The sequence below is a fragment of the Nonomuraea sp. NPDC001699 genome, from assembly GCF_053596455.1.
This window is the reverse complement of record NZ_JBSFGF010000004.1, coordinates 485,743-507,653: the sequence shown is the minus strand read 5'-3', so window position 1 is coordinate 507,653 and position 21,911 is coordinate 485,743. Positions and strand designations below refer to the sequence as shown.

Sequence of the window (21,911 nt, the reverse complement as noted above, 5' to 3'; positions counted from 1 at the left end):
TCCTCACCACGCCCTTGACCAGGTCATTGCCTGCCCTTGCGCCAGTCAAGGCGTGGCGGTGGTGGCCCGAGGTTGGGTGGCGGCTCTCCGTCGGCGCCCTCGTCGCCCGCCTCAAGGGCCAGCACGGCCTCGCGCACCTCCTCCAGATCGCCCAGCGTGGTCTTGGGGAAGGTCAGGATGGCCGGGTTGGCGTCGGCCAGCCGCACCCGCCGGCCCTCGGCGGTCGCGTCGGTGACGATCACGGACGTCGTGGGGAGCTGCTGGAGCTGGTGCGGCTCGACCAGGAACTCGCGCGAACGGTGCAGCACGCGCTCGGTCTCGGAGATCTTGTCCGCGGTCCTGCCCCACTCGGTGGACTCGGTGATGTCCTCGACCAGGTCGGCGTGGCCGTCGCCGCGGTCGTGCCGGTCGTCGTCGACCTGGGAGATGGTGGAGGTGTAGCCGCCGTCGAGGCCCGGCAGGGCGTCGCTGATCGTCTCGGTGAGCTGGGCCAGCTCCAGCCGGTGCTCGGTGCCGACGTGCTCGCTGGCGACCCGGGCGTCCTCGGCGTTGCCGAGGCGCATGAACGCCACCGCCGCGTGGCCGCGCCCCAGGCGCTCCTTCACGGTGGGGGTCAGGCTCCGGTACGTCAGCACCAGCCCCGTACGGGAGGTCTCGCACGCGTCCATGAGCCGGTCGAGCACGTCGCCGCGGAGCTTGTCGGCGCCCGCCACGATGATCGTGTGGTACCAGGGCCGGTCGGAGGCGGGCGACTGGCGCAGGATGTGGGTGAGCGCGGTGGCCACGTACGTGCCGAGCACGCGGTTGCCGAACACGCCGGCCTGCCGGTCCATGCTCACCACCCGCAGCCGGGCGGGCGGCAGGCGCACGGCCTGGGTACCGAGCGTCTCCAGCTTGCGCAGCTGCGACTCCAGGGCCCAGGCGCGCTCGATCACCACCCGGTCGCTCACGCCGCGGCCGAACAGCGTGCCGATGCGTTCGAGCTGGGTCGCGGTGATCAGGCCGAAGCGCAGGTCGTCCCGCGGGTCGCCGACCTGCGCCAGGGCCCGCAGGGCGGCGGTGACCTGGCTGATGGTGGCGTTCTCGCCGAGCACTTCGAGCACCCGCTCCAGGATGGCGTTGTCGAAGCTGAGGTCGCGCGTGGTGCGCTGCTCCTCGCTCACGCTGACCACGTGGGCCAGCACGTCGGCGAACGCCTCCGGCTTCAGCGTGGCCCCGAGGTCGAGCTTGGGCAGGTCGACCGGCAGCACCCAGACCAGCGGGTCGTCGCCGCCCTTGCGGGCCAGCTCGATCAGGTCCTTGGCGATCGCGCCCTCCGACAGGTCGAGCACGGTGAGGTGGCCGCCGCTGTAGAGCCGGGTGGCGCCGAGCAGCGTGATCAGCGCGGACCAGCCCGGCAGCGTGCCGCCGGCCACGTCGATGCGGTCGATCTCGTCGGGGACGGCGACGGCGTACCAGGTGAGCTGGCGTTCGTGGCGCTCCTTGGACTCCTGCCACTCGCGGTAGCGCCGGGCGTGCTCCTCCTGGGCACGGAACAGTTCTTTGTCACGTTCCTGACGTTGCCGGTCGTCCCTGGCCTGCTGTTCGAGCACCCTGAAGCGCACCGCCCGGTCACCCTGGAGCAGGGCGTAGGTGCAGATGCCCGCCACGCCTCCGGCCGCGACCAGCCCGAGGATCGCGAACGACCACCCCAGGTAGCCGCTGAACGCGGCCACGAGGATCAGCACGGACACGGTCAGGCTGATGGCCCGGATGACGCGTACGGGCCGGTTGAGCATGTCCTCCTGGAGCCGCTCGCGGCGCAGCGCCTCGGCCGCCGCGCGCTCGGACGACTCCGCGGCCGGCGCGGGCTCCTGGACCGGCGAGGGCCGCTTGGGCGGCGGTCCGGGGTCGGGATGCAGCAGCATGTACTGCCACCCCAGGTAGATGCGGTCCGCCTGGAGCTGGGCATGCTCGGGATGCACGTCCGCCACGTGACCCTCCGGCCGCGATATGTCGTTAGTTGCAGGGGCCAGCCCTTTTCCGCTCCGTGACAGCGTATGAGCTTCCACCCCCGTAGCGGCAGGGTTCGCGGCAATTCCACCCACCAGAAGGGAGCATTGCGGCAGATGGGGCAAGCGTGACCTATTACCATCCATACCCATGACGGAACCCTCCGGCGACACGAGGCCCAGACGCCCGGTGGCGGTGCCCATCGTGGCTCTCGTGGCGGTCACGGCCGTCGGCATCACCGCCTTGCTGGGCGGGCTGAACGAGGCCCCCGACAAGGGCCCGGACCTGCTCGCCCAGGGCGCGACCCTGGACCAGGGCCGTTACTCCACGCGCTTCGTCGAGTCGCGGGTCAAGGTGGAGAAGGCCGAGACCCAGTTCGACGAGGACAAGCGGTTCGTGGAGCTGGTCTTCGAGGTCACCAACAAGGGGGACGAGACGTCCAGCGTCGGCCTGCCTCCCGACCCCGCCAAGCCGGAACAGGCGTGGCTCGGCGAGTCCTTCGCCGACTCGCTCGTGGCCATCAGCCCCAAGTTCCCCAAGGAGTCGGGGCCCTTCGTCTACGCGGTGAACAAGGGCGACGAGACCCGGCAGCTCCATCCGGGCGTGACCAGCCAGGTCCTCGTCCGCTACCGGCTCGGCGCGACCGAACGGCCGCCGGACAAGGTCACCGTCGACGTGGCCACCTTCGAGTACGTCCCCGGCTTCGAGGACCAGCGGCTGCGCTGGCAGATGATCGCCGAGGAGAAGGACGACAAGTTCTTCCCCGAGGTGAAGGCCCGCGTGACGATGCCGGTCAAGGCGGGTGAGGGGGCATGACCGCCACCCAGCCGCGTTCCTCCGCCGTCCCGGACCGCCCCGGCCGTCCCGACCGCCACGCCGGACACGGGCGCAAGCGGGGCTCGACGCTGCTCAACGCGTGCGCCGGGCTGCTGCTGGCGGCCGCCGCCGTCGGGCTCCAGACGTTCCACCTGTCCGCCAACGAGGCGAGCGCCAAGGTGACGTACAAGGGCGTCAAGGGCGAGAGCGTGGACGCCCGGCGGTTCACCGTACGGCTCGACTCGTTCGTGGCCGCCAAGACGATCCAGAACAGCGACCAGACCATCGCGACGGACAACCTGTTCCTGGTGGTCACCGCCTCGGCCAAGTCGAGTCTCAAGCCGTACCACCTGGGCCAGCCGGAGCTGCTGACCACGGACGGCAAGAAGTTCGACGCCACCGACCGCGTGGCGAGCCCTCTGACGCTGGCCAACACGTGGGTGCAGCCCGACATCTGGGTCAGCGGGCGGTTCTTCTTCGAGGTTCCTCCATCGGCGTTGCCGGGGGCGCGGGTGGTCTTCGGGCTGCCGGCCGAGGTGGTGGTGGAGCCGTTCCAGCCGGAGGTCGAGGTCGACCTCGGGCTCGACGAGGAGGCCGCGCGCAAGCTCGCGGCCTCGCCGCAGGCCGTCTACTCCACCGTCAAGAAGTGATCGCACTGTGAGCACGAACGAGCGCGACTGGTTCGCCCCCAGGAACGACCAGCAGGCCGAGGACCCTTCTCCTTCGGCCTTCCCGCCTCCTCCGCCGCCACCGGGCCCGGCGACGCCTCCGGGACCGCCTGCGGCTCCGGCGTCCCCGGCGTTCCCCGCGCCCGGGCAGGCGTCCGCGCCGGAGCCGCAGGCGCCCCTGCCGGCCAGGCCGCCCAGGCCCCGCCGCCGCCGTACGGCCTCGCCGCCCCCGAACCACCCCACGCCGCCCCCTGGGTACGGCATGTCCGGCGCGGGAGCGCCCGGTGGCCCCCGGATGCCCGAAGCACCGCAGAACCCCGCACAGGGGCCTTTCGGGCAGGGCACGCCCGCGGCGGGTGCCGGGTTCGGGCAAGGGGCGTCAGGGGCCGGGTTCGGGGGGCAGCCGTCCGCCGGGCACGGGTTCGGGCAGCAGGGGCCGGAACGCGGCCGGTACGTGCACCCCGATCAGCAGGTCTGGCCGCCCGCCCCCCGGGAGTCCTCCGGAGGCCGCAGCACGCAGCCGTTGCCCGCCATCCGCCCCGGCATGACCATGCCGTCCCCGCAGCGGGCCCCCGGCGCGGCTCCCGGCCCGGCTCCCGGCGCGGGCTCCGTGCCGCCGGAGCAGCCGCCGGCGCCGCAGGAGCCCCCGCAGCCCAGCCGCGGCCGGCTGGTCCTGGTCGCCGTGGGCGCCGTCGTGGCGTCCGTCGTCGCCATGGGCCTCACCACGTACGACGGTTACGTCTTCTACGACACGACCATCACCGACGGCATCACGGTCAGGGAGATCTCCGTCGCCCCCGGCCAGTCGGGCAAGCTCCACGACATCGAGTGGAAGGCCGCGCTGAGCACCGTCCCGGCCCCTCAGGGCAGCAAGCACGGCCCCGAGGTCACCTGGCTGAAGGTGGACATCACCCAGAAGCTGCTCGACGAGGGCAGCGCGACCATGACCGCCGCGCCGGGCAAGGTCAAGCTGGAGGACCGCGCCGGCCGGAGCTGGACGGTGGAGTTCGAGCCGGGCGATCGCCCGACGGACCGGCTGGAGCTGGGCAAGGAGTACAAGATCGAAGGCATGGCCATCGTCCCGACGCCGGTCGCGAACGAGGTCGAGCTCTCCTTCACGCCCAGCGACTACCGCTCCGACACCCCCACGGCGGACTTCTTCAAGCGCGAGAAGGCGGGCAAGCCGGAAGCGGACGTGCTGCGGTTCAGACGTCGGTGAGCGGCTCGCCCTTGAGCCTGGCCCGCGTGGCGGCCAGGTCGTACGTGGCCGCCAGCAGCGCCATGGTGAGCACGGTGACGACCATCTCGCGCACGAACGTCACCGGCCCCTGCTTGTACGTCCAGGCCCACTCGGCCTGCGAGCCGACGAGCGTCACCACGGCGCGCTCGGCGTACTCGGCGCCCACGGTGAGGATGACGTAGCACAGGCACATCATGCCGAACAGCGGCGCGCCACCCTTGATGATCATCCGCAGGGAGTTGGCCAGCGGCAGCCAGCGGTCCCGGAAGCCGCCGGTGAGCTGGTCGAACGACCTCTTGGTGAGGTCGTGGCTGCCCTCCAGCCGGTCCACGCCCCGTTCGAACCGGGTGCCCTTGAGCAGGCTGCGGGTCTCGTCGGAGTAGGCGCCGAACACGAGCATCGCGATGGTCAGCCAGGCCAGCGGGACGGCGACGCCGTCGATGAAGTACGGCCAGAAGTCGCCCACCGCGTCCGTGACCGTCTTCCACAGCGGCACGCTCTTCTCCGCCTGCTCCACCAGGTCCTCGGTGCCGGCGACCACGCTGCGGTGCTCCACCCAGTCCGAGCGCAGCCCGGCGATGGCGACGGTGGCGTTCAGGCCGTAGAAGACGAAGGCGAACTCGGAGAAGGCGGCGCCGAAGCCGAACAGTTTGCCCTTGCCCTGCTCCACGAACTTGGCGAACAGCCACTTCAGGCCGAACAGCACGACCATCGCGCCCAGCGACACCCGCCAGTCGAGGTCGGTCAGCCCCTTGCCGACCTGGGTCTTCTCACCGAACCAGGCCGCCGACGTCATGTCGTAGAAGTGGTGGTTCAGGTCCATCCGCTGGAGGGCGCGCGCGTCCTCCACGTGCCAGCCCCATGAGAGGTAGAGCACCGCGAAGGCGGGGGCCACCCGGTCGAGCACCCTGAAGAAGCGCTCGTCCTCGACGCCCTCGCTCCTCCGGGCACGCATCTCCCACAGCGCGCCGCGCAGGGTGTAGAGCATGCCCGTGGTGACCGTCATCACCGCGAGGACGATCATGGTCAGGAACGTGACCGTGCCCACCAGCCGGACCTGCCGGAAGTCGCCGTAGGCGAGCTCGGTGGCGGCGTACAGCAAGGCGAAGCGCACGACCTGGCCCGCCGCGTACCAGAGGATCAGCGGCAGCGCGCATCTCCCCGCGAGGCGCAGCGCGTGCAGGGGCAGCGAGTACGGCGACGGCATCCGCTGAGCCGGCGCTGACCCAGGTCGGGGCGGCGCCATCACACCTGTCGATCCGGACATCTGCTGAATCGTAGCGGTCTGTCCCTTACGCCGCAGCCGCAACTCGCGGACACCCGGTGACCAGCGTGTTCGCGGACCATTTCCGAGCAGTGACAAATCCGGGAGCCGAAGGATCGGCGGTCCACATCGGACGAACCGTGCGGCACGATGGCGTCATGGACCCGCTGCCCGCGTTCGACCAGGACCCCGCCGTCGTCGGTGATCGGCTGCGACGGCTGCGACAGGCGCGCGGAGTCTCGCTGTCCGAGCTCGCCAAACGGGCGGGCATCGGCAAGGCCACGCTGTCCGGCGTCGAGACCGGCACCCGCAACCCCACGCTGGAGACGCTCTGGGCGATCACCGCGCAGCTCGGCGTGCCCATCGGAGCGATACTCGACTCCCCGCCCGAACCGCGGACCATGCGCGGCGCCGCCATCGAGGCCGACCTGCTGGAGGTCTTCGAGGACGACAGCGTCACCTACGAGCTCTACCGCGTCCGCGTGCCGCCGGGCATCACCCAGACCTCCCCCGCCCACCACAAGGGCGTCAGCGAGCACGTCACGGTCTTCAGCGGCACGCTCAGCGCCGGCCCGATCCACGAACCGCTCACGGCCGGGCCCGGCGACCACATCTCCTGGCTGGCCGACGTCCCCCACGGCTACCGCGCGCACGGCCCCGACGTCGTGCGCGCGACCCTTCTGATGCGTTACCCGGCCAAGCCTTCCACCTGAGCGGGCCGGCAGGTGCGGCACGGCCGGTAGCCGGCCGCCCTGGCCTGGGCCAGGCTGCGGAAGCCGTGGCGGTGGGCGGGGGTGATCCGGCGGGCGTTGTGGCAGGTCGGGAAGCACACCACGCCGGTGGTGTCGCTGGCCAGGTAGAACACCCGCTCCCCGGCCAGCGAGCGCACCCGGTCGAGATCGACGCCCTCGGCCAGCAGCAGCCGTTCCTTGGCCGCCGGGCCGAACACGTAGTCGCCGGTCACACCGTCGGACCTGACGACCCGGTGGCAGGGCACGAGCAGCGGCACCGGGTTGGCGCCGAGCGCCGTCCCCACCGCCCGTACGGCCCGCGGCCGCCCGATCTGCGCGGCCACCCACGCGTACGGCCTGACCTCGCCCCTCGGGATCGTCCTGACCGCGTCGAGCACGTCGCGCTGGAAGCCGCTGACGCCGCGCAGGTCCAGCGGCAGCTTGCCCAGGCGGCCGGTGCGCAGCGCGGGCAGCAGCCCGGCGGGCGGCCGTTCGGCGGCCAGCAGCGGCCGGCCGAAGCGTTTCCTGAAGGAGGCGGCGAAGTCGTCGCCGGCGTGCACGTACGCCACGCCCTGGTCGGTGAAGGCCACGCGCAGCTCGCCGATCGGCGCGGGCACGCTCACCCAGCGGGCGGCGATCCGGTCGAGCAGCCCGTCGGGCGCGTCGGTGGCCAGCCCGGCCAGCCCGGCCAGTAGCGAATCGTTGTTCATCGGGCACCTCCCAGTTCACGGAGCCGCCGCAGCCCTCGCGACACGTGTGACTTGACCGTGCCCTGCGGAATCCTGAGCACGGTGGCGATCTCGCTGACCGGCAGGTCGACGACGTGCCGGAGCACCACCGCGGCCCGCTGCTCGTCGGGCAGCAGGCCGAGCAGCTCCGACAGCTCGTCGCCGGTCTCCTTGCGGACCGCCGCCTCCTCGACGTTCTGGGCGGGGTCGGGCTCGTCCACGGGTTCGTCACGCAGGTCGGGCGGCGGTTTGCGGGATTTGGCCCTGGCGCAGTTGCGCCAGATGTTCATGAGGATCGTCATCAGCCAGGCCCGCGGCTGCAACGCGGCCACGCGGTCGGGCCCGTAACCCGCCAGCGCCCGGTACGCCCGCAGGAACGCCTCGGCGGTGAGATCCTCGGCGTCGGCCCAGCGCCCGCTCAGCCGCAGCGCGGTCGAGAAGACCAGGCCGCGGTGGGCGGCGTACAGCTCGGCGAAGCCCTCGTCGAGGTCGTCGAGGAGCGCCTTGCGCACCGGGTCGAGGCAGTCGGTTCCACTCACAATCTCTCCAACACCGCCGCGCCGGTTTCGGTTGCGTCCGCCCGGAACGGGGACGGGGCCCGTGTCCGATGTGGACACGGGCCCCGCCTTGACGCTGTCGGGCTCAGACGGCGACCGCGAGCTGGGAGACCTCACCCAGCCTGGCCTCCACCTGAACGTCCCGGGTGACGCCGCCGCCCGCGATGATGCGGACGGTCCAGTCGCCGGGAGCGGCGAAGAAGCGGAAGACGCCGTCGTCGGAGACGACGACCTCACCGGTGAACTCGCCGGAGTGGTCGAGCAGCCGCGCGTAGGCGGTGGTGGCGCCCGTCACCACGCCCTGGATGACGGCCTGGTTGGACAGATCGATCCCGGCCGGCAGCGCGATGGTCTGCTCCGGCGCTCCGCAACCCTGTGCAGTGGTCATCAGCGGGCCTCTCCCAGCTCGATCGGCACGCCCACGAGCGAGCCGTACTCGGTCCACGAACCGTCGTAGTTCTTCACGTTGGCCTGGTCGAGGAGCTCGTGCAGCACGAACCAGGTGTGCGCCGAACGCTCGCCGATGCGGCAGTAGGCGATGGTGTCCTTGCCGAAGTCGACGCCGGCCTCGCCGTAGAGGGCGCGCAGCGCGTCGTCGGACTTGAAGGTGCCGTCGTCGTTGGCGGCCTTGGACCACGGGATGTTGCGGGCCGTGGGCACGTGGCCGCCGCGCTGGGCCTGCTCCTGCGGGAGGTGGGCCGGGGCGAGCAGCTTGCCGGTGAACTCGTCGGGCGAGCGCACGTCGACCAGGTTGAGCTTGCCGATCGCGGAGACCACGTCGTCGCGGAAGGCGCGGATCGCGGAGTCCTGCTCCTGGGCGACGTACTGGGTCTTGGCGCGCTCGGGCACGTCGCGGACCAGCTCGCGGGAGTCGAGCTCCCACTTCTTGCGCCCGCCGTCGAGCAGCTTGACGTCCTGGTGGCCGTAGAGCTTGAAGTACCAGTAGGCGTAGGACGCGAACCAGTTGTTGTTGCCGCCGTAGAGCACGACGGTGTCATCGTTGGAAATGCCGCGGTCCGACAGCAGGGCCTCGAAACCGGTCTTGTCCACGAAGTCGCGGCGGACCGGGTCCTGCAGGTCCTGCCGCCAGTCGACCTTCACGGCGCCACGGATGTGGCCCTTGTCATAGGCGCTGACGTCTTCGTCGACCTCGACGAGTACGACGCCAGGGGTGTCGAGGTTGGCCTCGACCCAGTCGGCGTCCACCAGGGCGGCGGAGCGGCTCATTCGGAAACCTCCATGTTGGCGGCGGGCAGTAGACGGCGGGTGAGCAGGTACGTTTCGCAGCCGAGGCAGAATCCGAAGGCTGCGTTGAGGAAGGCGGCGAGGAGAGCCGCGGCCGTGGCCCCGAGGGCCAGCGATGTGATCCCGGCGGCGAACCCGGCCAGCCCCACGACCGCGAAGAGCAGCCCGACCCCCTGCGCGAACCGCGGCGGGCGAGCGTCCTCCGTCTCCTTCGGGGCGCTTTTGACGAGCGCCTTGAAGAGCATCGTGTACGGCGAGAGCCGCGCGACTCCGAGTGCGAAGACCACAGCCTGGGCGGCAAGCAGCCACGCGCTGCCCGTCACGAGGACGAGAGCGAGGACCAGGGTGGTGATGGCCGCGGCGAAGCGCAGGGCTCTGGGATCAGCACGCATCACAGGATGCTCCTGAAGGGGGCGATGGGGCGGACCAGATGTCCGCGGTGACCGTCCTCAGGCAGCGCGACAGAGCGCGGTGGCGACGCGGCAGAAATCAACTGCGCGCCGCTTCGTGAGCAGCTCTGTCGACGGGTTCATGGCGTCGACACTACTCGTCGTCTCGCCATCTGTCACATCTCGTCCGAGTTCTGAGACAGTTCGTGAGACGGCGATGACTCCCCGGAGGGGATCGCGGCCCCCAGCGCGGCCAGCACGTCGGCCTTCCGCGGCAGGCCAGACGCCTTCTTGACGACGTTCCCTGACGGATCCAGCACAAGCACTGTGGGCGTGCGCATGATGTCGAGCCGGCGCACCAGGTCGAGCCGGGACTCGGCGTCGATCTCGACGTGCGCCACCCCGGGCACGAGCGCGCTCACGTCGGCCAGCACCCGCCTGGTCGCCCGGCAGGGCTGGCAGAACGCGGTCGAGAACTGCACCAGCGTGGCCCGCTCGCCCATGGCGGCGCCCAGCATGTCCGCGGTCAGCCGTTCTCCGGCCGCCGCGCGCACCCGTCCGTCGCGGCGCAGACGTACCACCCCGATCACCGTACCGAGCGCCAGCGTCGCCAGCGCGATCCACAGGCCCGTCACCTCAGGCTGCAACCATGACGGCCCGCGATTACTTCCGCGCCGGGCCGGCGACCTCGACCAGGACGCGTCCTGCCTGGTCGACGACCTCGAAGCGGGTGATGTTCCGCATGAGGACCGGCGTCTCCATCTGGAAGACGGTCTCCTTGCGATAGCTCTCGCGGCTGACGGTCCAGCTCCCGGCGATCTCGCGCCGCCCTCCGTCGTCGTAGACGGCCAGGCTGCACTCGGTGCCGACCGGCACGTTCCGCACGGTCACCAGCAGCTCGGTGGTCGCGCCGCCGGGCAGGGCGTAGACCGTGGCGTAGTAGTCCTTGGCCGGGTTCTCGCCCTTGAACGCCCGGCCATCGGCGGTTCTCCCCGTTTTCGTGGGCATCGTGCTCGGTGACGGGACGGCCTTCTTGAGCCGGGTGTCGGGGGCGGCGTCACTGGCGACGTAGGACTCGCTCTTCAGCGAGTCGTCGGCCGCCGAGGACCCGGAGGCGGCCGCGGGCGCGGCGGCCGACTGCTGCGCGGTGTCCTGGCGGGTGACGGTCCAGACCGTGCCGCCGACGGCGATCACCGCGACGGAGGCGGCCACGGCCAGCACGAGCCGCCCGCGCCGGTACCGCCGGGCGCGGGCGTTGAGCAGCCGGTCGAGCACCTGGCGCGGCGGGCTGGCCACCAGCTCGACGTCGCGCTCGGACACCTTGCCGAGGAAGGCGGCGACGCCTTCGAGTTCGAGCAGCTCGGCGCCGCAGGTCTCGCAGGTGGCCAGGTGGTTGTCGATCTCCAGCGCCTCGTCGGGTTCGAGCGCGCCCAAGGCGTGCGCGCCCATCGCGATGCGCACTTCTTCACAGGTCATCACGGCGCCAGCCCCCGCTCCTCAAGTGCCAGCTTGAGCGCGCGCAGCGCGTAGTAGGTGCGCGACTTGACCGTGCCCGGCGGAATGCCCAGCGTCGCCGACGCCTCCTTCACCGATCGCCCCCGGTAGTAGACCTCCAGCAGCACCTCGCGGTGCTCGGGCCGCAGCGCGGCCAGCGCCTCGGCCACGGCCCACGACTCGACCGCCCGTTCCAGCTCGTCGTCGGCCGGCAGGACCGCGAGCGCCTCGTCGCCGGTCTCCTGCGGCCTCGCCTTCTTGGCGCGGTGCTGGTCGACCACGAGGTTACGCGCCACCGTGAACAACCACGCCCGGATGGGACGGCCGGAGAGGGCGTCGGGGTGCCGCCAGGCCCGCAGCAGCGTCTCCTGCACCACGTCCTCCGCACGTCCGGAATCACCCGTGAGTCGCAGCACGTACCCGTAGAGTGGCCCGGCGTGCTCGTCGAAGAGGGTGCGTACGAGCTCCTCGTCCGCGGTGCCTGCTGCGCTCACGCCCTCATCACGTACGGGGGGCCGCAGCGGTTCAGGCTCATCCACGGATGGGCACGTCAGACGCTTCGGCCGAGAACTCCAATCCGTCGGCCACGCTCTTGACCCCGGTGACCTTCACGTCGAAGGGCAGCCCGCCCTTGAACGGGATCGTGTAGGTCACGAAGTGGGCGAGCTGGTCGGGCAGGCCCTGGATCTTCTCCGCCTGGAGCCGGATGCCGCCGTCGGCCACGTCGACCCGCATCTCCGCGTTGAACCGCATCTTCTGCGCCCCCACCGTCACCTCTCCCGACGCCACGAGCCGCCTCCCGTTGCCGCTGATCTTGATGCCCCGGGGCGCGTACTTGTCGATCGTGGCCCGGGTGAGCGTGCCGCTCACGGTGACGCGCCCGGCCCGGACGTCGGCTCGGTTCTGCAGCACGTCGGACAGGGGGGCGGTCACGTCGTAGGCGGCGCCGCGCAGGTTCTGCACCGGCACGCCTCCGTAGGTGAGGGTGCCGAGATCGAACCGTACCTCGGGATAGTGCCCCGAGACGGCCTGAGTGAGAAACGGGATGCCCTCGATGCTCACCTTCGGGGTGTCACCGAGGTCGGAGGCGGCGGCGATGCGGTTGGCGAGGTCGCGCTCCACACCGGCCACGGCGACGCGGTCGACGACGACGAGGAGGACGGCCAGCACGAGCAGAAACATGATCAGCTTGCGCATGGGGCTCCCTGTCGTCGGCGGGGGTTCGAGCCTATCGATCCGGCGGTTCTCCTTCCCCGCCGGAGCCGCGGATCACCCGCCGGCGAAGGGCGGCAGCACCTCGACCGTGACGCCCTCGCCGAGCACGACCGTGTCGTGGGCGCGCCTGCCCACGGGAGCGCCGTCGACGAGGAAGGACGAGCGGCCGACCACCCGGGCGAGCTCGGCCCGGTTTTCTGTGATTTTCGTCATCAGTTCTTCAAGAGTTGTCGCGTCGAACGACTCTTCCGCGACTCCGGCGGCCTCCTTGGCCGCCGCCCAATAACGTACTTTTCCAGTGGCCATGCGCTGCCTCACAATCGACTCGGCTCTATTGTGCGCCGTTCTTAACACGCGTGTTTCAAAGGATCCGCTGTTCACCTGGTGGACGCGCAATGGACGCGACCAGGCCGTGGGATATCCTCGCGTACAGGACCTGGGCGACGTCGCCCCCGGGTCCTTGCGTGTTTGAGGAGGCTGTAATGAGCAACCTGCTGATGCTGACCAACGCCCTCGAGCCGTCCTCCGAGGTGCTGCCGGCGCTCGGGTTGCTGCTCCACTCCGTCCGGGTCTCGCCGGCCGAGGTGTCGGCGCTCATCGACACGCCGCCCGCCGACGCCGTCGTGGTCGACGCGCGCAAGGAGCTCGTCCAGGCGAAGAGCCTGTGCCGGTTGATCCGCACCACGGGCATCGACTGCCCGCTGCTGGTGGTGGTGACCGAGGGGGGTCTGGCCGCCATGACCGCCGAGTGGGGGGTCGACGACGTGCTGCTCGAATCGGCGGGGCCCGCCGAGGTGGAGGCGCGGCTGCGGATGGCGACCGGGCGCAGGTCGCAGGTGTCCGCCGAGGACGTCCCCGACGAGATCCGCAGCGGCGACCTGTCGATCGACGAGGCCACCTACACCGCGCGGCTGCGCGGGAACGTGCTCGACCTGACGTTCAAGGAGTTCGAGCTGCTGAAGTACCTCGCCCAGCATCCCGGCCGGGTCTTCACCCGCGCCCAGCTGCTGCAGGAGGTCTGGGGCTACGACTACTTCGGCGGCACCAGGACGGTCGACGTGCACGTCCGGCGGCTGCGCGCCAAGCTCGGCACCGAGAACGAGTCGCTGATCGGGACCGTGCGCAACGTCGGCTACCGGTTCGTGCCCGACCGGAGCGATTCCGCGCACGTGTGATCCGTTGACCCGTGTTCGCCCGATGTGACACTTTGTCGTTGGGACTGTTTCCAACCTGTCAGGTCGAGGACACCGCCGTCCCCAGATTGGTGGTGGCGGCGTGGGTCTGTTCAGGTCACTCGTGGACGAGGGCGCGAGCCCCCGCCTCTTCCGCCGCGGCGAGCTGATCTGCTCGCCGGTCCGGCCGGTCAGCCGCGTCCACCTGATCGACCACGGGTATGCCCGCGAGCACGTGCCCGGCGGTGACCGGGAGGTCGTGCACGACCTGCGCGGCCCCGGCGACCTCGTGGGCGAGCTGGCCTTCTGGAGCCCGGGGGAACGCGTCAAGGTGGACGCCCTGACCGAGGTCCGGGCCTGGCCGATCGACCTGCGGCGGTTACGCGAGCACGCCTCGGCGGGCCCGGCCGTGGCGACGGCGCTCGTCCAGGAGCTGTTCGCCAGGAACCTGGCGGCCCGCAGGCACGAGGCGCTGGCCCGCGCGCCGGTCGCGGCCCGGCTGGCGGTGTGGCTGCTGCACCTGGAGGAGCGGTACGGGCTGGCCTCCGCCGCGGCGCCGCCGCTGTCCATGGAGACGCTGGCCGACCTCGTGGGCAGCGCGCCGGACGTCGTGCAGCGGCAGCTCGCGCAATGGGTCAGGCGCGGCTGGCTGGTGCGGCCGGCGTACCGGAGGCTGCGGATCGCCGACCCGGTGGCGCTGCGCGAGGCCGCGGGGGCCTGGGAGCACCTGGCGGAGCCTTGGCGCGGCCGGGTGACGCCGTTCCTCACGCGGCCGGGCGCGCAGGCCGGGCCGCTGCCGGTCGGCGAGCTGCCCAAGCCGCGCCAGCTTCCCTCCGACGTGTCCGACTTCACCGGACGGCAGCAGAGCCTCGACCTGCTCACCGCCTGGCTGGACCGGCCACGCCGGACGAACACCATGGTCGTGCAGGGCCTGACCGGCGTGGGCAAGACCGCGCTGGTGACGCACTGGGGCCACCTGCACGCCGACCGGTTCCCCGACGGGCAGATCATGATCGACCTGCGCGGCCAGTCGCCGACCCAGCCGCCGATGAGCTCGGCCGAGGCGCTCGGGCAAATCCTGCGCTCGCTGGGCGTGGGCGAGCACATGCCGGCCGCCGACGAGGCCGAGCTGATGCTGCTGTACCGCAGCAGGATCGCCGGGCGCAGGCTGCTGCTCATCCTGGACAACGCGGCCGACCCGGCCCAGGTGCGGGCGCTGCTGCCGGGCGGCAAGGACTGCGTGGTGCTGGTGACCAGCCGGACGCGGATGGCGCCGCTGCGGGCCACCGGGCACGCCGACCTCATGGACCTGTCGGTGCTCGACCCGGGCAACGCGGTGGCGCTGCTGGTGTCGGTGCTCGGGGCGGGCTCGCCGCGGGCCGCCGACCGGGACGCGCTGGCCGAGCTGGCCCGGGTGTGCTCGTACCATCCGTACGCGTTGCGGATCTCGGCGGCCAAGCTGGCCGAGGATCCGGGGCTGAGCGTGCGGTCGCGGGCGGCGGAGCTGCGTACGCCGGACCGGCCGCTGGCCGGGGACCCGGAGGAGGCGTTCAGGTCGGCCCTGGACCTGGCGTACGAGTCGCTGAGCCACGCGCAGCGGCGGGCCTTCCGGCACGTCGGGCTGCTTCCCGGGCGGGACTTCGCGCCGGAGGTGCTGGCGGCGGCGCTGGGCGTGCCGGTGGGCGAGGCGGTGGCGGCGGTGGAGGGGCTGCACCGGGCGTACCTGGTCGAGCCGCTGCCCGGGTCGCGGTACCGGGTGCACGACCTGGTCAAGTGGCAGGCCAGGGAGCTGGGCCGGCACGCCGAGGCCGGGGTGCGCGAGGCCAGGGTGCGGCTGCTCGACCACTACCTGGCGGTCGCGACCGATCCGGAAACGCCGCGCGAGTGGTTCGAGGCCGAACGGCGTTCGCTGGTCTCGGCGGTGCGGCTGGCCGAGGAGAGCGGCGCGTACGGGATGGCCTGGCAGCTGGCCGAGGCCGTGTTCGAGCCGTTCAGGAGGCTGCGGTACTACGAGAACAATCTGGAGGTCCAGCAGGCCGGGCTGACCTCGGCCATCCAGGTGGGCAACCGGCGGGCCGTCGCGCTCATGCGCAGCCACCTCGGCTCGATCCACCGCGACATCGGGCCCTCCACGCTGGCGGCCAGGTTCATCGGCGAGGCACTGGCCGACTTCACCTCGCTCGGCGACCGCGAGGGGCTGGCCCGCGCGCTCAACGACCTGGCCGAGGTGCACGGCATCGCGGGCAACAGGGACGAGGCCCTGCGCCGCGCGGGCGAGGCGCTGGAGGCGTACCGGGAGATCGGCGACCTGGCCGGCGTGGCCGAGTGCCTGCACACGCTCGCCCTGCTGCACCTGTCGCAGGAACGGCACGACCTGGCCCTCCGGTACGCCGGCCAGGCGCTGCGCGTACGGGTGGAGCTGGGCGACCGCAGGGGCACCGCGCAGAGCCTGATCGTCTCGGCCCGGGTGCGGCAGAGCCTGGGCGAGCCGGACGCGGCGCTGTCGGAGGGCCTGGAGGCGCTGTCGATCTGCCACGAGCTGGGCGACGAGCACGCCGAGTCCGAGACGCTGCTCTGCCTGGCCGAGATCTACGACCGGCTCCGGCTGCAGCAGGACGCCCGGCGCGACGCCGAACGCGCCCTGGCCGGGTACACGGCCACCGGCGACCAGCACGGGTGCGGGCGCGCCCTGGGCGCCCTGGGCCGGATCGCGCGCAACGGCTCGCGCTACGACGAGGCGCTGGCCTGCTACGAGCAGGCGCTCGCGGTGCAGGTCGAGCTCCACCACGAGCAGGGCAAGGCCGAGACGCTGGGCGACATCGGGCTGGTGCACTGGCGGCTGTCGGACTACCTGCGCGCCGACGACTACCTGAACCAGGCGCTCGGCATCAGCAGGGTGATCCGCGACGAGCCCGTCGAGGCCCGCATGCTCAACCGGCTGGCCCGGGTACGACGCCGCCAGGGCCTCCCCCAGGTGGCCTTCGTGTACGCGCTGGAGGCGCTGGACCTGGTGCAGGGGCTGGGCAACCGGCGGGCGGAGGCGGACGTCCAGGAGACGCTGGCGTACACGTACCTGTCGCTGGGGTGGCACGAGCAGGCGCTGTGGGCGGCACGGGCCTCGCTGGCGCTCCGGGAGGAGACGGGCGACGACAGGGCCAGCGCGCTGCTGTCGATCGCGCAGGCGCTGCACACGGGTGGCGAGCCCGCGGCGGCCCTGAAGTACGCCAGGGAGACCGTCGAGCTGCAGAAGGAGAGGGGCACCAGGGACCGGTGGGCGTCGGCGCTGACGACGCTGGCCATGGTGCTGCTCGACCTGGACCGGGCCGAGGAGGCGCTGGCCCACGCCGAGCAGGCCAGGGACGTGCACCTGGAGTGCGGGACGCGGCGCGACCTGGGCTGCGCGCTGCGGGCGCTCGGCCTGATCACCGCCAGGCTCGGGGACCGCGCGGCGGCGGTGGCCCACCTGGCCGAGGCGGTGCGCACGCTGGAGGAGGTGGGGGACGTCTTCGAGAGCCGGCGGGCGGCGCTGGAGCTGCGGGAGCTCTCCTGAAACACCGCTAAAAGTCGGGAAATCTCGGAAGTGAGGTCGCAGATCTGCTCCGGACCTTCTCGTTAGCTGGTGCCACCAGCGACGACACGGAGGTGATCCGGATGCTCAAGAACCATGTGCGTCGAGACCTGCAGTCACTCAAGCGACAGGCGCGCAGGGACCGGCGGGTGACGCTCGGCCTGCTGGCCGGGATGCTGGCCGCCTGGACCCGCCAGCTCTCCCCCGGTGACCCGCCGCCGGGGCCGGGGGTGCTGCTCGCCCTCTCGGTCGGGCTGATCACCGCGTCGGGGGCGGCCTGGCTGATGGCGGCGTACTTCGCGGTGCGGGCGGTCAAGCCGCGGTCCGAACCGGTGGAGGTGCTGGTCTGGGTGGCTCGGGTGGGCAGGAGCAAGGAGTGGGCGTTCTGCTCGCTGGCCGCGTACGTGGCCTGGCACCTGCTCCAGTTCGTCACCGCGCTGCTTCTGGCCTGAGCGGGGGCGCGGCGGGCCGTCACCTGCGCGGTGGCGTCCCGCCGTCTTCGCGCCACGCCCTGACGGCCGCCCGGATCAGCGGCGCGTAACCGGCTTCGAGGTCGCCGGGCAGCCGGTCCACGGGGAAGAAGCGCAGGTCGCTGTGCTCCTCGCTGACACGCGGCTCGACCGGCCCGGCGGGGGTGGCGAGCAGGGCGACGACCAGGACCTTGCCGCCGCGATGAAGTACCGGCCGGTCTCCGCGTCGATCACCAGGGGATCATGACACGGTTCGCGGGCCCTTGGGGGTCAGGGGAAGGCGGATCGGTGGGGGCCGGTGTCGGGGTCGAACTCGTGGCGGATTCTGGCGCAGTCGTCGAGCAGGGCGCCGTACAGGGGCCAGAGGGGGCCCTTGGGGCGGGAGTCGGCCAGCTCGGCGGTCAGGTGGCGCTGCTGGTGCTCGCCCTCGCGCAGGGCTGCGCACAGGTCCGCCATGTCCCTGGACGCGGCCTTGCCCACCTGGATCAGCCCGAAGTTCCGGAAGATGCGCGACAGCGCGCGCAGCTCGTCGGCCAGAGGTTCGGGCAGGTCGGCGGCCTTCTCACCGGGCAGGCCGCGGGCGCCGGCGATCAGGTCCACCAGCCCGCGGGCGATGCTCCTGAGCTGGTGACCGGCGTGGTCGAGGCAGGTCGCCGCCTCGGCCGACTGGCGCAGGCGGCGGTCGTAGCGGCGCCTGCGGCGGAAGGTCAGGCGCAGGGACTCGGCCGCCTGGTCGGCGGTGTCCTTGGTGTTCTCCAGGCGCTGGGACAGCTCGCGAGAGCGGTCCAGCCAGTCGCGGGCCATGTCCTCGGTCCAGTGACCGCTCAGCCCGTCGGCCATGTCCTGGGTCAGGTCGGCCAGCTCGGCCGACATGTCGCACAACTCCCTGGCCGCGTGCTCGACGAAGCGCGGCGGCAGGATGAGCAGGTTCGCCGCGATGCCGATGGCCGCGCCGAGCAGGACGTCGGCCAGGCGCGCGAAGCCGTACAGGCGGCCGAGGGAGAGCACCAGCAGGGCGGTGATCGGGATCTGGACGTTCTGGGCCGGCAGGTTGAGCAGGCGGGTCAGCACGAGCCCGGCCGCGACCAGCACGCCCAGCGTCAGCGCGTTGACGCCCATCAGCCAGATCAGCCCCGTCGCCGCCGCCACCCCGACCACGACCGCCCCGACCTGCTGGAGCCCGCGTACGACCGTGCTGTAGGCGGTCGCCGAGACCGTGAGCAGCACCCCGATCGGCACCAGCACGGGCAGCGGCACCTTCAGCGCGAACGTGGCGAGCCACCACCCGAACACGCAGGCCAGCGTCACCTTGACCGTCTGGGCGAACGCCTCCCGCTCGGCCCCCAGCCACTCGCGGAACCCCTGGGCGCGCAGACGTGCCAGCCCGGCCGCCGCGCCCGAGACGATCCGCCCGAGCGGCGCGCCGGCGCTCTGCTGCTCGCGCCCCGGCTCTTTGCTCATACTCCCAGGTCAATGCCCATTCCGGCGGTGGATAGAGGTCGCCGTGCCTGGGTAGCGGCAAGGTTGTGGCGCAGCGGGGCAGCGCGCCGTCGGAGGTGAAGCATGACCGGCGACCTGGTCGTCCCTGACGCCGCCCGGGGAGTGGTGGTGTTCGCGCACGGCAGCGGCAGCAGCCGGCTCAGCCCGCGCAACCGGTACGTGGCCGAGGTGCTGAACAGAGCCGGCCTCGGGACGTTGCTGTTCGACCTGCTCACACCGGAGGAGGAGGCCGACCGCGCGAACGTCTTCGACATCGCGCTGCTGGCCGGGCGGCTGCTGCGGCGTACCGAGGAGCTGCGCGGGCAGGAGGAGGCGGCGGGGCTGCCGATCGGCTACTTCGGCGCGAGCACGGGCGCGGCGGCGGCGCTGTGGGCGGCGGCCGAGCCGGACAACGCGATCGCCGCGATCGTCTCGCGCGGCGGACGGCCCGACCTGGCCGGCGGGCGGCTGGCCGCGGTACGCGCCCCCACGCTGCTCATCGTCGGCGGCCGGGACCCGATCGTGGTGGACCTGAACGAGGAGGCTCAGCGGCACCTGCGCGCCGACACCCGCCTGACGGTCGTGCCCGGCGCGACCCACCTGTTCGAGGAGCCCGGCGCGCTGGAGAGCGTCGCCGAGCACGCCCGCGACTGGTTCACCACCTACTTCACGGCGCCGTGACGGGCACGGCCCCCTTCACCGCGCCGTGACGGGCACGGCGCCCTTCGCCTGGCCGACCAGGCGTTCGTAGACCTCCTGGGCGGTCGTCTCGCAGCCCAGCCGGTGGCCGGTCAGCTCGCCGTGGTCGTCGCTCGACCCGGTGACCTCCAGCCCGAGCCCGGCGGCGAGGCGGCGCAGGTGGGCGCGGGCCTCGTCGTCGTGGTCGAGGTGGTCGGCCTCCACGCCGAAGAGCCCGGTCTCGGCCAGCTCGGCGATCCACTCGTCGGGCACGGCCTCGCCGCGCCTGACCGCCTTCGGGTGGGCCAGCACGGGCACCCCGCCGGCGGCGCGCACCAGACGGACCGCGCGTACCGGGTCGAGGGCGTAGCGGGTGACGTGCGCGCGGCCGCCCGTGCCGATCCACTCGGCCGTGAACGCCTCCTCGGGCGCGGCCACGGCCCCGGCGGCGACCATGGCGCGGGCGATGTGTGGCCGTCCGACCGGGCTGCCGCCGGCCAGCGTGGACACCTGCTCCCAGGTGATCGGCACGCCCAGCTCGACCAGGCGCTCGACGGTCAGCCTGCCGCGTTCCTCGCGGGCCTGCCGGATGAGCTCGCACTCGGCCAGCAGCTCGGGGTCGGCGGGGTCGAAGAGGTAGGCGAGCAGGTGGATGCTCTGCCCGGCCCGCCGGCACGACAGCTCCATGCCCGGCACCAGCGTCAGGCCCTCGGGCAGTGCCTCGACGGCCGCGCGGTGCCCGGCGACGGTGTCGTGGTCGGTCAGCGCGAGCACGTCGAGGCCACGCTCGCGGGCGCGGCGCACCACGTCGGCCGGCGGCTGCGTGCCGTCGGAGGCGGTGCTGTGGCTGTGCAGGTCGATGCGCATCGCTCGATGGTAGGCGGTCACACCTGGACGGTCGCGAGGATCCGGCCGTCCAGGGTCTCGATGGTGAAGTGGTTCAGGTCGTCCTGGGTCAGGCTGGTGCCGCCGTGCAGCAGCAGGGCGTCGGGGGCGCCGGCGACGCCGTACCCCTTGTCGGGCACGCCCCAGCTCGCCACGGTCTCCGAGCGGCCGTCGTCGCCGAAGGCCACCAGGCGGCACTTCAGCGGCCCCTTGACGCCCTTGAGCTCCAGCGCCACGTGGGTGCCCCAGCCCTTGTCCTCGACGCCGACGACGCCGGACACGCCGGTCGCGGGGTCGCTGACCGGGTAGGTGCGGCCGGTCATGAGCAGCGCGCGGGCGGGGCTGTGCACGCTGTCGGGGTCGGGGCCCGAGGCCGCCGCGTTGACGGCCAGGAAGACGCCGGTCGCGACGAGGAAGCACGCGGCGGCCGCCATGATCCCCCGGTGGAGGGTCCGGCGGCGGCGTTCCACGGCGGCCCGGCGGACGATCAGCGACTCGACCGGGGACTCGTCCGGCTCGGCGCGCAGGTCGTCGGGGTCGACGCCGCGCATCAGCTCCCCCATGGCCGCGAACGCGCCGACCTCGCCGGCGCAGCTCGGGCAGCCGTGCAGGTGGCGCTCGAAGGCGTTGCGCTCGTCGTCGTCCAGGAGGCCCAGCGCGTACGCCGCGACGTCCTCGTGGTGCACCTCGTTCATGGGAGCCCCACGCCCCTTTCCTCCAATGCGATGCGTAACGCCCGCATCGCGTAGTACACGCGGGACTTCACCGTGCCCACGGGCACGCCGATCGTCTCCGCGGCCTCCTGCAACGTGCGATCACGCAGGAAGGTCTCCGTGAGCACCTGGCGGTGCGCCGGCGAGAGCGAGAGCATGGCGTCGGTCACCACGATCTCGCGCAGCAGGCGGTCGTCCTCGGCGGCCACGGCGTTCGCGCGTTCGGGGACCTCCTCCACGGTGTCGAGGGGACGCGTGCCGGCCCGGCGCCGGTCATCGATCACGACCCGGCGGGCCACGGTGGCCAGCCAGGGCATCAACGAGCCGTTGTCGGTCCGCAGGTCCCCGAGGTTGCGCCAGGCGCGCACCAGCGTCTCCTGGACGACGTCCTCCGCCCAGCGCCGGTCGCCGCCCGTCAGCCGGACGGCGAAGGCCATCAATGGGGACCCGTATTCGCGGTACAGGGCCCGGACCATGGCTTCGTCGGTCACACGATGATTCACGCGGCGACTCCTCGCGCTGCGTACATCATGAAATGTCGCCCAGACAACTACTGATATTGAATTATTGCCCTAGTCACGGGCGAGGAACAAGATACGGGATTTGC

25 protein-coding genes are annotated in these 21,911 nt (G+C 72.2%); 9 read left to right on the top strand and 16 right to left on the bottom strand.

The window, feature by feature from the left end; genetic code table 11:
- Nucleotides 1–23 precede the first annotated feature (23 nt).
- Complete coding sequence (locus ACWCSU_RS15975) at nucleotides 24–1,973, bottom strand: hypothetical protein (RefSeq protein ID WP_357706211.1); 1,950 nt, start codon at nucleotides 1,971–1,973, stop codon at nucleotides 24–26.
- Between the two features lie 169 nt (nucleotides 1,974–2,142).
- On the opposite strand from ACWCSU_RS15975, the gene ACWCSU_RS15970 reads away from it, so the two are divergent.
- The 3 genes from ACWCSU_RS15970 to ACWCSU_RS15960 are packed head-to-tail and all read left to right on the top strand — an operon-like array spanning nucleotide 2,143 to nucleotide 4,695.
- Entirely contained in the window at nucleotides 2,143–2,808 is a 666-nt protein-coding gene (locus tag ACWCSU_RS15970) for a hypothetical protein (protein ID WP_364096075.1), read from the top strand.
- The gene (locus tag ACWCSU_RS15965) at nucleotides 2,805–3,458 is read left to right on the top strand and encodes a hypothetical protein (protein ID WP_364096078.1); all 654 of its coding nucleotides are present in this window, start codon (nucleotides 2,805–2,807) and stop codon (nucleotides 3,456–3,458) included. The genes ACWCSU_RS15970 and ACWCSU_RS15965 overlap by 4 nt, the downstream gene beginning before the upstream one ends.
- Nucleotides 3,459–3,465: 7 nt before the next feature.
- Nucleotides 3,466–4,695 carry a hypothetical protein gene (locus ACWCSU_RS15960; protein ID WP_449935665.1) on the top strand — a complete coding sequence of 410 codons (1,230 nt, stop codon included), beginning with the start codon at nucleotides 3,466–3,468 and terminating at the stop codon, nucleotides 4,693–4,695.
- Here ACWCSU_RS15960 and ACWCSU_RS15955 read toward each other — a convergent pair.
- Nucleotides 4,682–5,923, bottom strand: coding sequence for a hypothetical protein (locus ACWCSU_RS15955; protein ID WP_449935664.1), 1,242 nt, complete (start codon nucleotides 5,921–5,923; stop codon nucleotides 4,682–4,684). The genes ACWCSU_RS15960 and ACWCSU_RS15955 overlap by 14 nt on opposite strands.
- Before the next feature lie 215 nt (nucleotides 5,924–6,138).
- On the opposite strand from ACWCSU_RS15955, the gene ACWCSU_RS15950 reads away from it, so the two are divergent.
- Nucleotides 6,139–6,693: a helix-turn-helix domain-containing protein gene (locus ACWCSU_RS15950; RefSeq protein WP_357706206.1), complete on the top strand. Its 555-nt coding sequence runs from the start codon at nucleotides 6,139–6,141 to the stop codon at nucleotides 6,691–6,693.
- Here the strand turns inward: ACWCSU_RS15950 and ACWCSU_RS15945 are convergent.
- The 10 genes from ACWCSU_RS15945 to ACWCSU_RS15900 all read right to left on the bottom strand — a co-directional run bounded on the left by ACWCSU_RS15945 (nucleotide 6,669) and on the right by ACWCSU_RS15900 (nucleotide 12,645).
- A complete protein-coding gene (locus tag ACWCSU_RS15945) occupies nucleotides 6,669–7,421 on the bottom strand; it encodes a methylated-DNA--[protein]-cysteine S-methyltransferase (protein ID WP_357706205.1) in 753 nt (250 codons plus the stop codon). The two genes, ACWCSU_RS15950 and ACWCSU_RS15945, sit on opposite strands and share 25 nt — an antisense overlap.
- A complete protein-coding gene (locus ACWCSU_RS15940; RefSeq protein ID WP_357706204.1) occupies nucleotides 7,418–7,978 on the bottom strand; it encodes an RNA polymerase sigma factor in 561 nt (186 codons plus the stop codon). Before ACWCSU_RS15940 ends, ACWCSU_RS15945 begins: the two co-directional genes overlap by 4 nt.
- A 103-nt stretch (nucleotides 7,979–8,081) precedes the next feature.
- Entirely contained in the window at nucleotides 8,082–8,384 is a 303-nt protein-coding gene (locus tag ACWCSU_RS15935) for a DUF1416 domain-containing protein (RefSeq protein WP_357706203.1), read from the bottom strand.
- Nucleotides 8,384–9,223, bottom strand: a complete 840-nt coding sequence (locus tag ACWCSU_RS15930) for a sulfurtransferase (RefSeq protein ID WP_357706202.1) — start codon at nucleotides 9,221–9,223, stop codon at nucleotides 8,384–8,386. The genes ACWCSU_RS15935 and ACWCSU_RS15930 overlap by 1 nt, the downstream gene beginning before the upstream one ends.
- On the bottom strand, nucleotides 9,220–9,633 hold the full coding sequence (locus tag ACWCSU_RS15925; RefSeq protein ID WP_357706201.1) for a DUF4395 domain-containing protein: 414 nt from the start codon (nucleotides 9,631–9,633) through the stop codon (nucleotides 9,220–9,222). The genes ACWCSU_RS15930 and ACWCSU_RS15925 overlap by 4 nt, the downstream gene beginning before the upstream one ends.
- Nucleotides 9,634–9,806: 173 nt before the next feature.
- The gene (locus ACWCSU_RS15920) at nucleotides 9,807–10,265 is read right to left on the bottom strand and encodes a thioredoxin family protein (protein WP_357706200.1); all 459 of its coding nucleotides are present in this window, start codon (nucleotides 10,263–10,265) and stop codon (nucleotides 9,807–9,809) included.
- Nucleotides 10,266–10,293: 28 nt separating this feature from the next.
- Nucleotides 10,294–11,106, bottom strand: a complete 813-nt coding sequence (locus tag ACWCSU_RS15915) for an anti-sigma factor family protein (RefSeq protein ID WP_449935662.1) — start codon at nucleotides 11,104–11,106, stop codon at nucleotides 10,294–10,296.
- Nucleotides 11,106–11,618 (bottom strand): sigma-70 family RNA polymerase sigma factor, encoded by a 513-nt coding sequence (locus tag ACWCSU_RS15910; RefSeq protein ID WP_125643242.1) that lies wholly within the window; start codon nucleotides 11,616–11,618, stop codon nucleotides 11,106–11,108. Before ACWCSU_RS15910 ends, ACWCSU_RS15915 begins: the two co-directional genes overlap by 1 nt.
- Nucleotides 11,619–11,655: 37 nt before the next feature.
- Complete coding sequence (locus ACWCSU_RS15905; RefSeq protein WP_357706197.1) at nucleotides 11,656–12,321, bottom strand: LmeA family phospholipid-binding protein; 666 nt, start codon at nucleotides 12,319–12,321, stop codon at nucleotides 11,656–11,658.
- 72 nt (nucleotides 12,322–12,393) lie between these two features.
- Entirely contained in the window at nucleotides 12,394–12,645 is a 252-nt protein-coding gene (locus ACWCSU_RS15900; RefSeq protein WP_357706196.1) for a MoaD/ThiS family protein, read from the bottom strand.
- 176 nt (nucleotides 12,646–12,821) lie between these two features.
- Between ACWCSU_RS15900 and ACWCSU_RS15895 the strand changes: the two genes are divergently transcribed.
- From ACWCSU_RS15895 to ACWCSU_RS15880, 4 genes are all read left to right on the top strand, one after another.
- The gene (locus ACWCSU_RS15895) at nucleotides 12,822–13,514 is read left to right on the top strand and encodes a winged helix-turn-helix transcriptional regulator (RefSeq protein WP_449935660.1); all 693 of its coding nucleotides are present in this window, start codon (nucleotides 12,822–12,824) and stop codon (nucleotides 13,512–13,514) included.
- Between the two features lie 100 nt (nucleotides 13,515–13,614).
- On the top strand, nucleotides 13,615–17,061 hold the full coding sequence (locus ACWCSU_RS15890; protein ID WP_364096099.1) for a tetratricopeptide repeat protein: 3,447 nt from the start codon (nucleotides 13,615–13,617) through the stop codon (nucleotides 17,059–17,061).
- A 101-nt stretch (nucleotides 17,062–17,162) separates the two neighbouring features.
- Nucleotides 17,163–17,531 (top strand): hypothetical protein, encoded by a 369-nt coding sequence (locus ACWCSU_RS15885; RefSeq protein ID WP_357706193.1) that lies wholly within the window; start codon nucleotides 17,163–17,165, stop codon nucleotides 17,529–17,531.
- A gap of 142 nt (nucleotides 17,532–17,673) precedes the next feature.
- Nucleotides 17,674–17,796 carry a hypothetical protein gene (locus ACWCSU_RS15880; protein WP_449935658.1) on the top strand — a complete coding sequence of 41 codons (123 nt, stop codon included), beginning with the start codon at nucleotides 17,674–17,676 and terminating at the stop codon, nucleotides 17,794–17,796.
- 23 nt (nucleotides 17,797–17,819) lie between these two features.
- Here ACWCSU_RS15880 and ACWCSU_RS15875 read toward each other — a convergent pair whose 3' ends face one another.
- On the bottom strand, nucleotides 17,820–19,010 hold the full coding sequence (locus tag ACWCSU_RS15875) for an FUSC family protein (protein ID WP_449935657.1): 1,191 nt from the start codon (nucleotides 19,008–19,010) through the stop codon (nucleotides 17,820–17,822).
- Nucleotides 19,011–19,112: 102 nt separating this feature from the next.
- Between ACWCSU_RS15875 and ACWCSU_RS15870 the strand changes: the two genes are divergently transcribed.
- Nucleotides 19,113–19,709, top strand: a complete 597-nt coding sequence (locus ACWCSU_RS15870) for a dienelactone hydrolase family protein (RefSeq protein ID WP_357706190.1) — start codon at nucleotides 19,113–19,115, stop codon at nucleotides 19,707–19,709.
- 15 nt (nucleotides 19,710–19,724) lie between these two features.
- Here the strand turns inward: ACWCSU_RS15870 and ACWCSU_RS15865 are convergent, their stop codons facing one another.
- The 3 genes from ACWCSU_RS15865 to ACWCSU_RS15855 are packed head-to-tail and all read right to left on the bottom strand — an operon-like array spanning nucleotide 19,725 to nucleotide 21,807.
- Nucleotides 19,725–20,573 (bottom strand): PHP domain-containing protein, encoded by an 849-nt coding sequence (locus tag ACWCSU_RS15865; RefSeq protein WP_357706189.1) that lies wholly within the window; start codon nucleotides 20,571–20,573, stop codon nucleotides 19,725–19,727.
- A gap of 17 nt (nucleotides 20,574–20,590) precedes the next feature.
- Complete coding sequence (locus ACWCSU_RS15860; protein ID WP_449935654.1) at nucleotides 20,591–21,286, bottom strand: anti-sigma factor family protein; 696 nt, start codon at nucleotides 21,284–21,286, stop codon at nucleotides 20,591–20,593.
- Nucleotides 21,283–21,807, bottom strand: a complete 525-nt coding sequence (locus tag ACWCSU_RS15855) for a sigma-70 family RNA polymerase sigma factor (RefSeq protein ID WP_357706187.1) — start codon at nucleotides 21,805–21,807, stop codon at nucleotides 21,283–21,285. Before ACWCSU_RS15855 ends, ACWCSU_RS15860 begins: the two co-directional genes overlap by 4 nt.
- Nucleotides 21,808–21,911: the final 104 nt, after the last annotated feature.

Coding starts and splice junctions, on each gene's coding strand:
- ACWCSU_RS15970 (WP_364096075.1), top strand. CDS start 2,143: ATGACGGAACCCTCCGGCGACACGAGGCCCAGACGCCCGGTGGCGGTG.
- ACWCSU_RS15965 (WP_364096078.1), top strand. CDS start 2,805: ATGACCGCCACCCAGCCGCGTTCCTCCGCCGTCCCGGACCGCCCCGGC.
- ACWCSU_RS15955 (WP_449935664.1), bottom strand. CDS start 5,923: ATGCCGTCGCCGTACTCGCTGCCCCTGCACGCGCTGCGCCTCGCGGGG.
- ACWCSU_RS15950 (WP_357706206.1), top strand. CDS start 6,139: ATGGACCCGCTGCCCGCGTTCGACCAGGACCCCGCCGTCGTCGGTGAT.
- ACWCSU_RS15945 (WP_357706205.1), bottom strand. CDS start 7,421: ATGAACAACGATTCGCTACTGGCCGGGCTGGCCGGGCTGGCCACCGAC.
- ACWCSU_RS15935 (WP_357706203.1), bottom strand. CDS start 8,384: ATGACCACTGCACAGGGTTGCGGAGCGCCGGAGCAGACCATCGCGCTG.
- ACWCSU_RS15930 (WP_357706202.1), bottom strand. CDS start 9,223: ATGAGCCGCTCCGCCGCCCTGGTGGACGCCGACTGGGTCGAGGCCAAC.
- ACWCSU_RS15925 (WP_357706201.1), bottom strand. CDS start 9,633: ATGCGTGCTGATCCCAGAGCCCTGCGCTTCGCCGCGGCCATCACCACC.
- ACWCSU_RS15915 (WP_449935662.1), bottom strand. CDS start 11,106: ATGACCTGTGAAGAAGTGCGCATCGCGATGGGCGCGCACGCCTTGGGC.
- ACWCSU_RS15905 (WP_357706197.1), bottom strand. CDS start 12,321: ATGCGCAAGCTGATCATGTTTCTGCTCGTGCTGGCCGTCCTCCTCGTC.
- ACWCSU_RS15900 (WP_357706196.1), bottom strand. CDS start 12,645: ATGGCCACTGGAAAAGTACGTTATTGGGCGGCGGCCAAGGAGGCCGCC.
- ACWCSU_RS15895 (WP_449935660.1), top strand. CDS start 12,822: ATGAGCAACCTGCTGATGCTGACCAACGCCCTCGAGCCGTCCTCCGAG.
- ACWCSU_RS15885 (WP_357706193.1), top strand. CDS start 17,163: ATGCTCAAGAACCATGTGCGTCGAGACCTGCAGTCACTCAAGCGACAG.
- ACWCSU_RS15875 (WP_449935657.1), bottom strand. CDS start 19,010: ATGAGCAAAGAGCCGGGGCGCGAGCAGCAGAGCGCCGGCGCGCCGCTC.
- ACWCSU_RS15870 (WP_357706190.1), top strand. CDS start 19,113: ATGACCGGCGACCTGGTCGTCCCTGACGCCGCCCGGGGAGTGGTGGTG.
- ACWCSU_RS15865 (WP_357706189.1), bottom strand. CDS start 20,573: ATGCGCATCGACCTGCACAGCCACAGCACCGCCTCCGACGGCACGCAG.
- ACWCSU_RS15860 (WP_449935654.1), bottom strand. CDS start 21,286: ATGAACGAGGTGCACCACGAGGACGTCGCGGCGTACGCGCTGGGCCTC.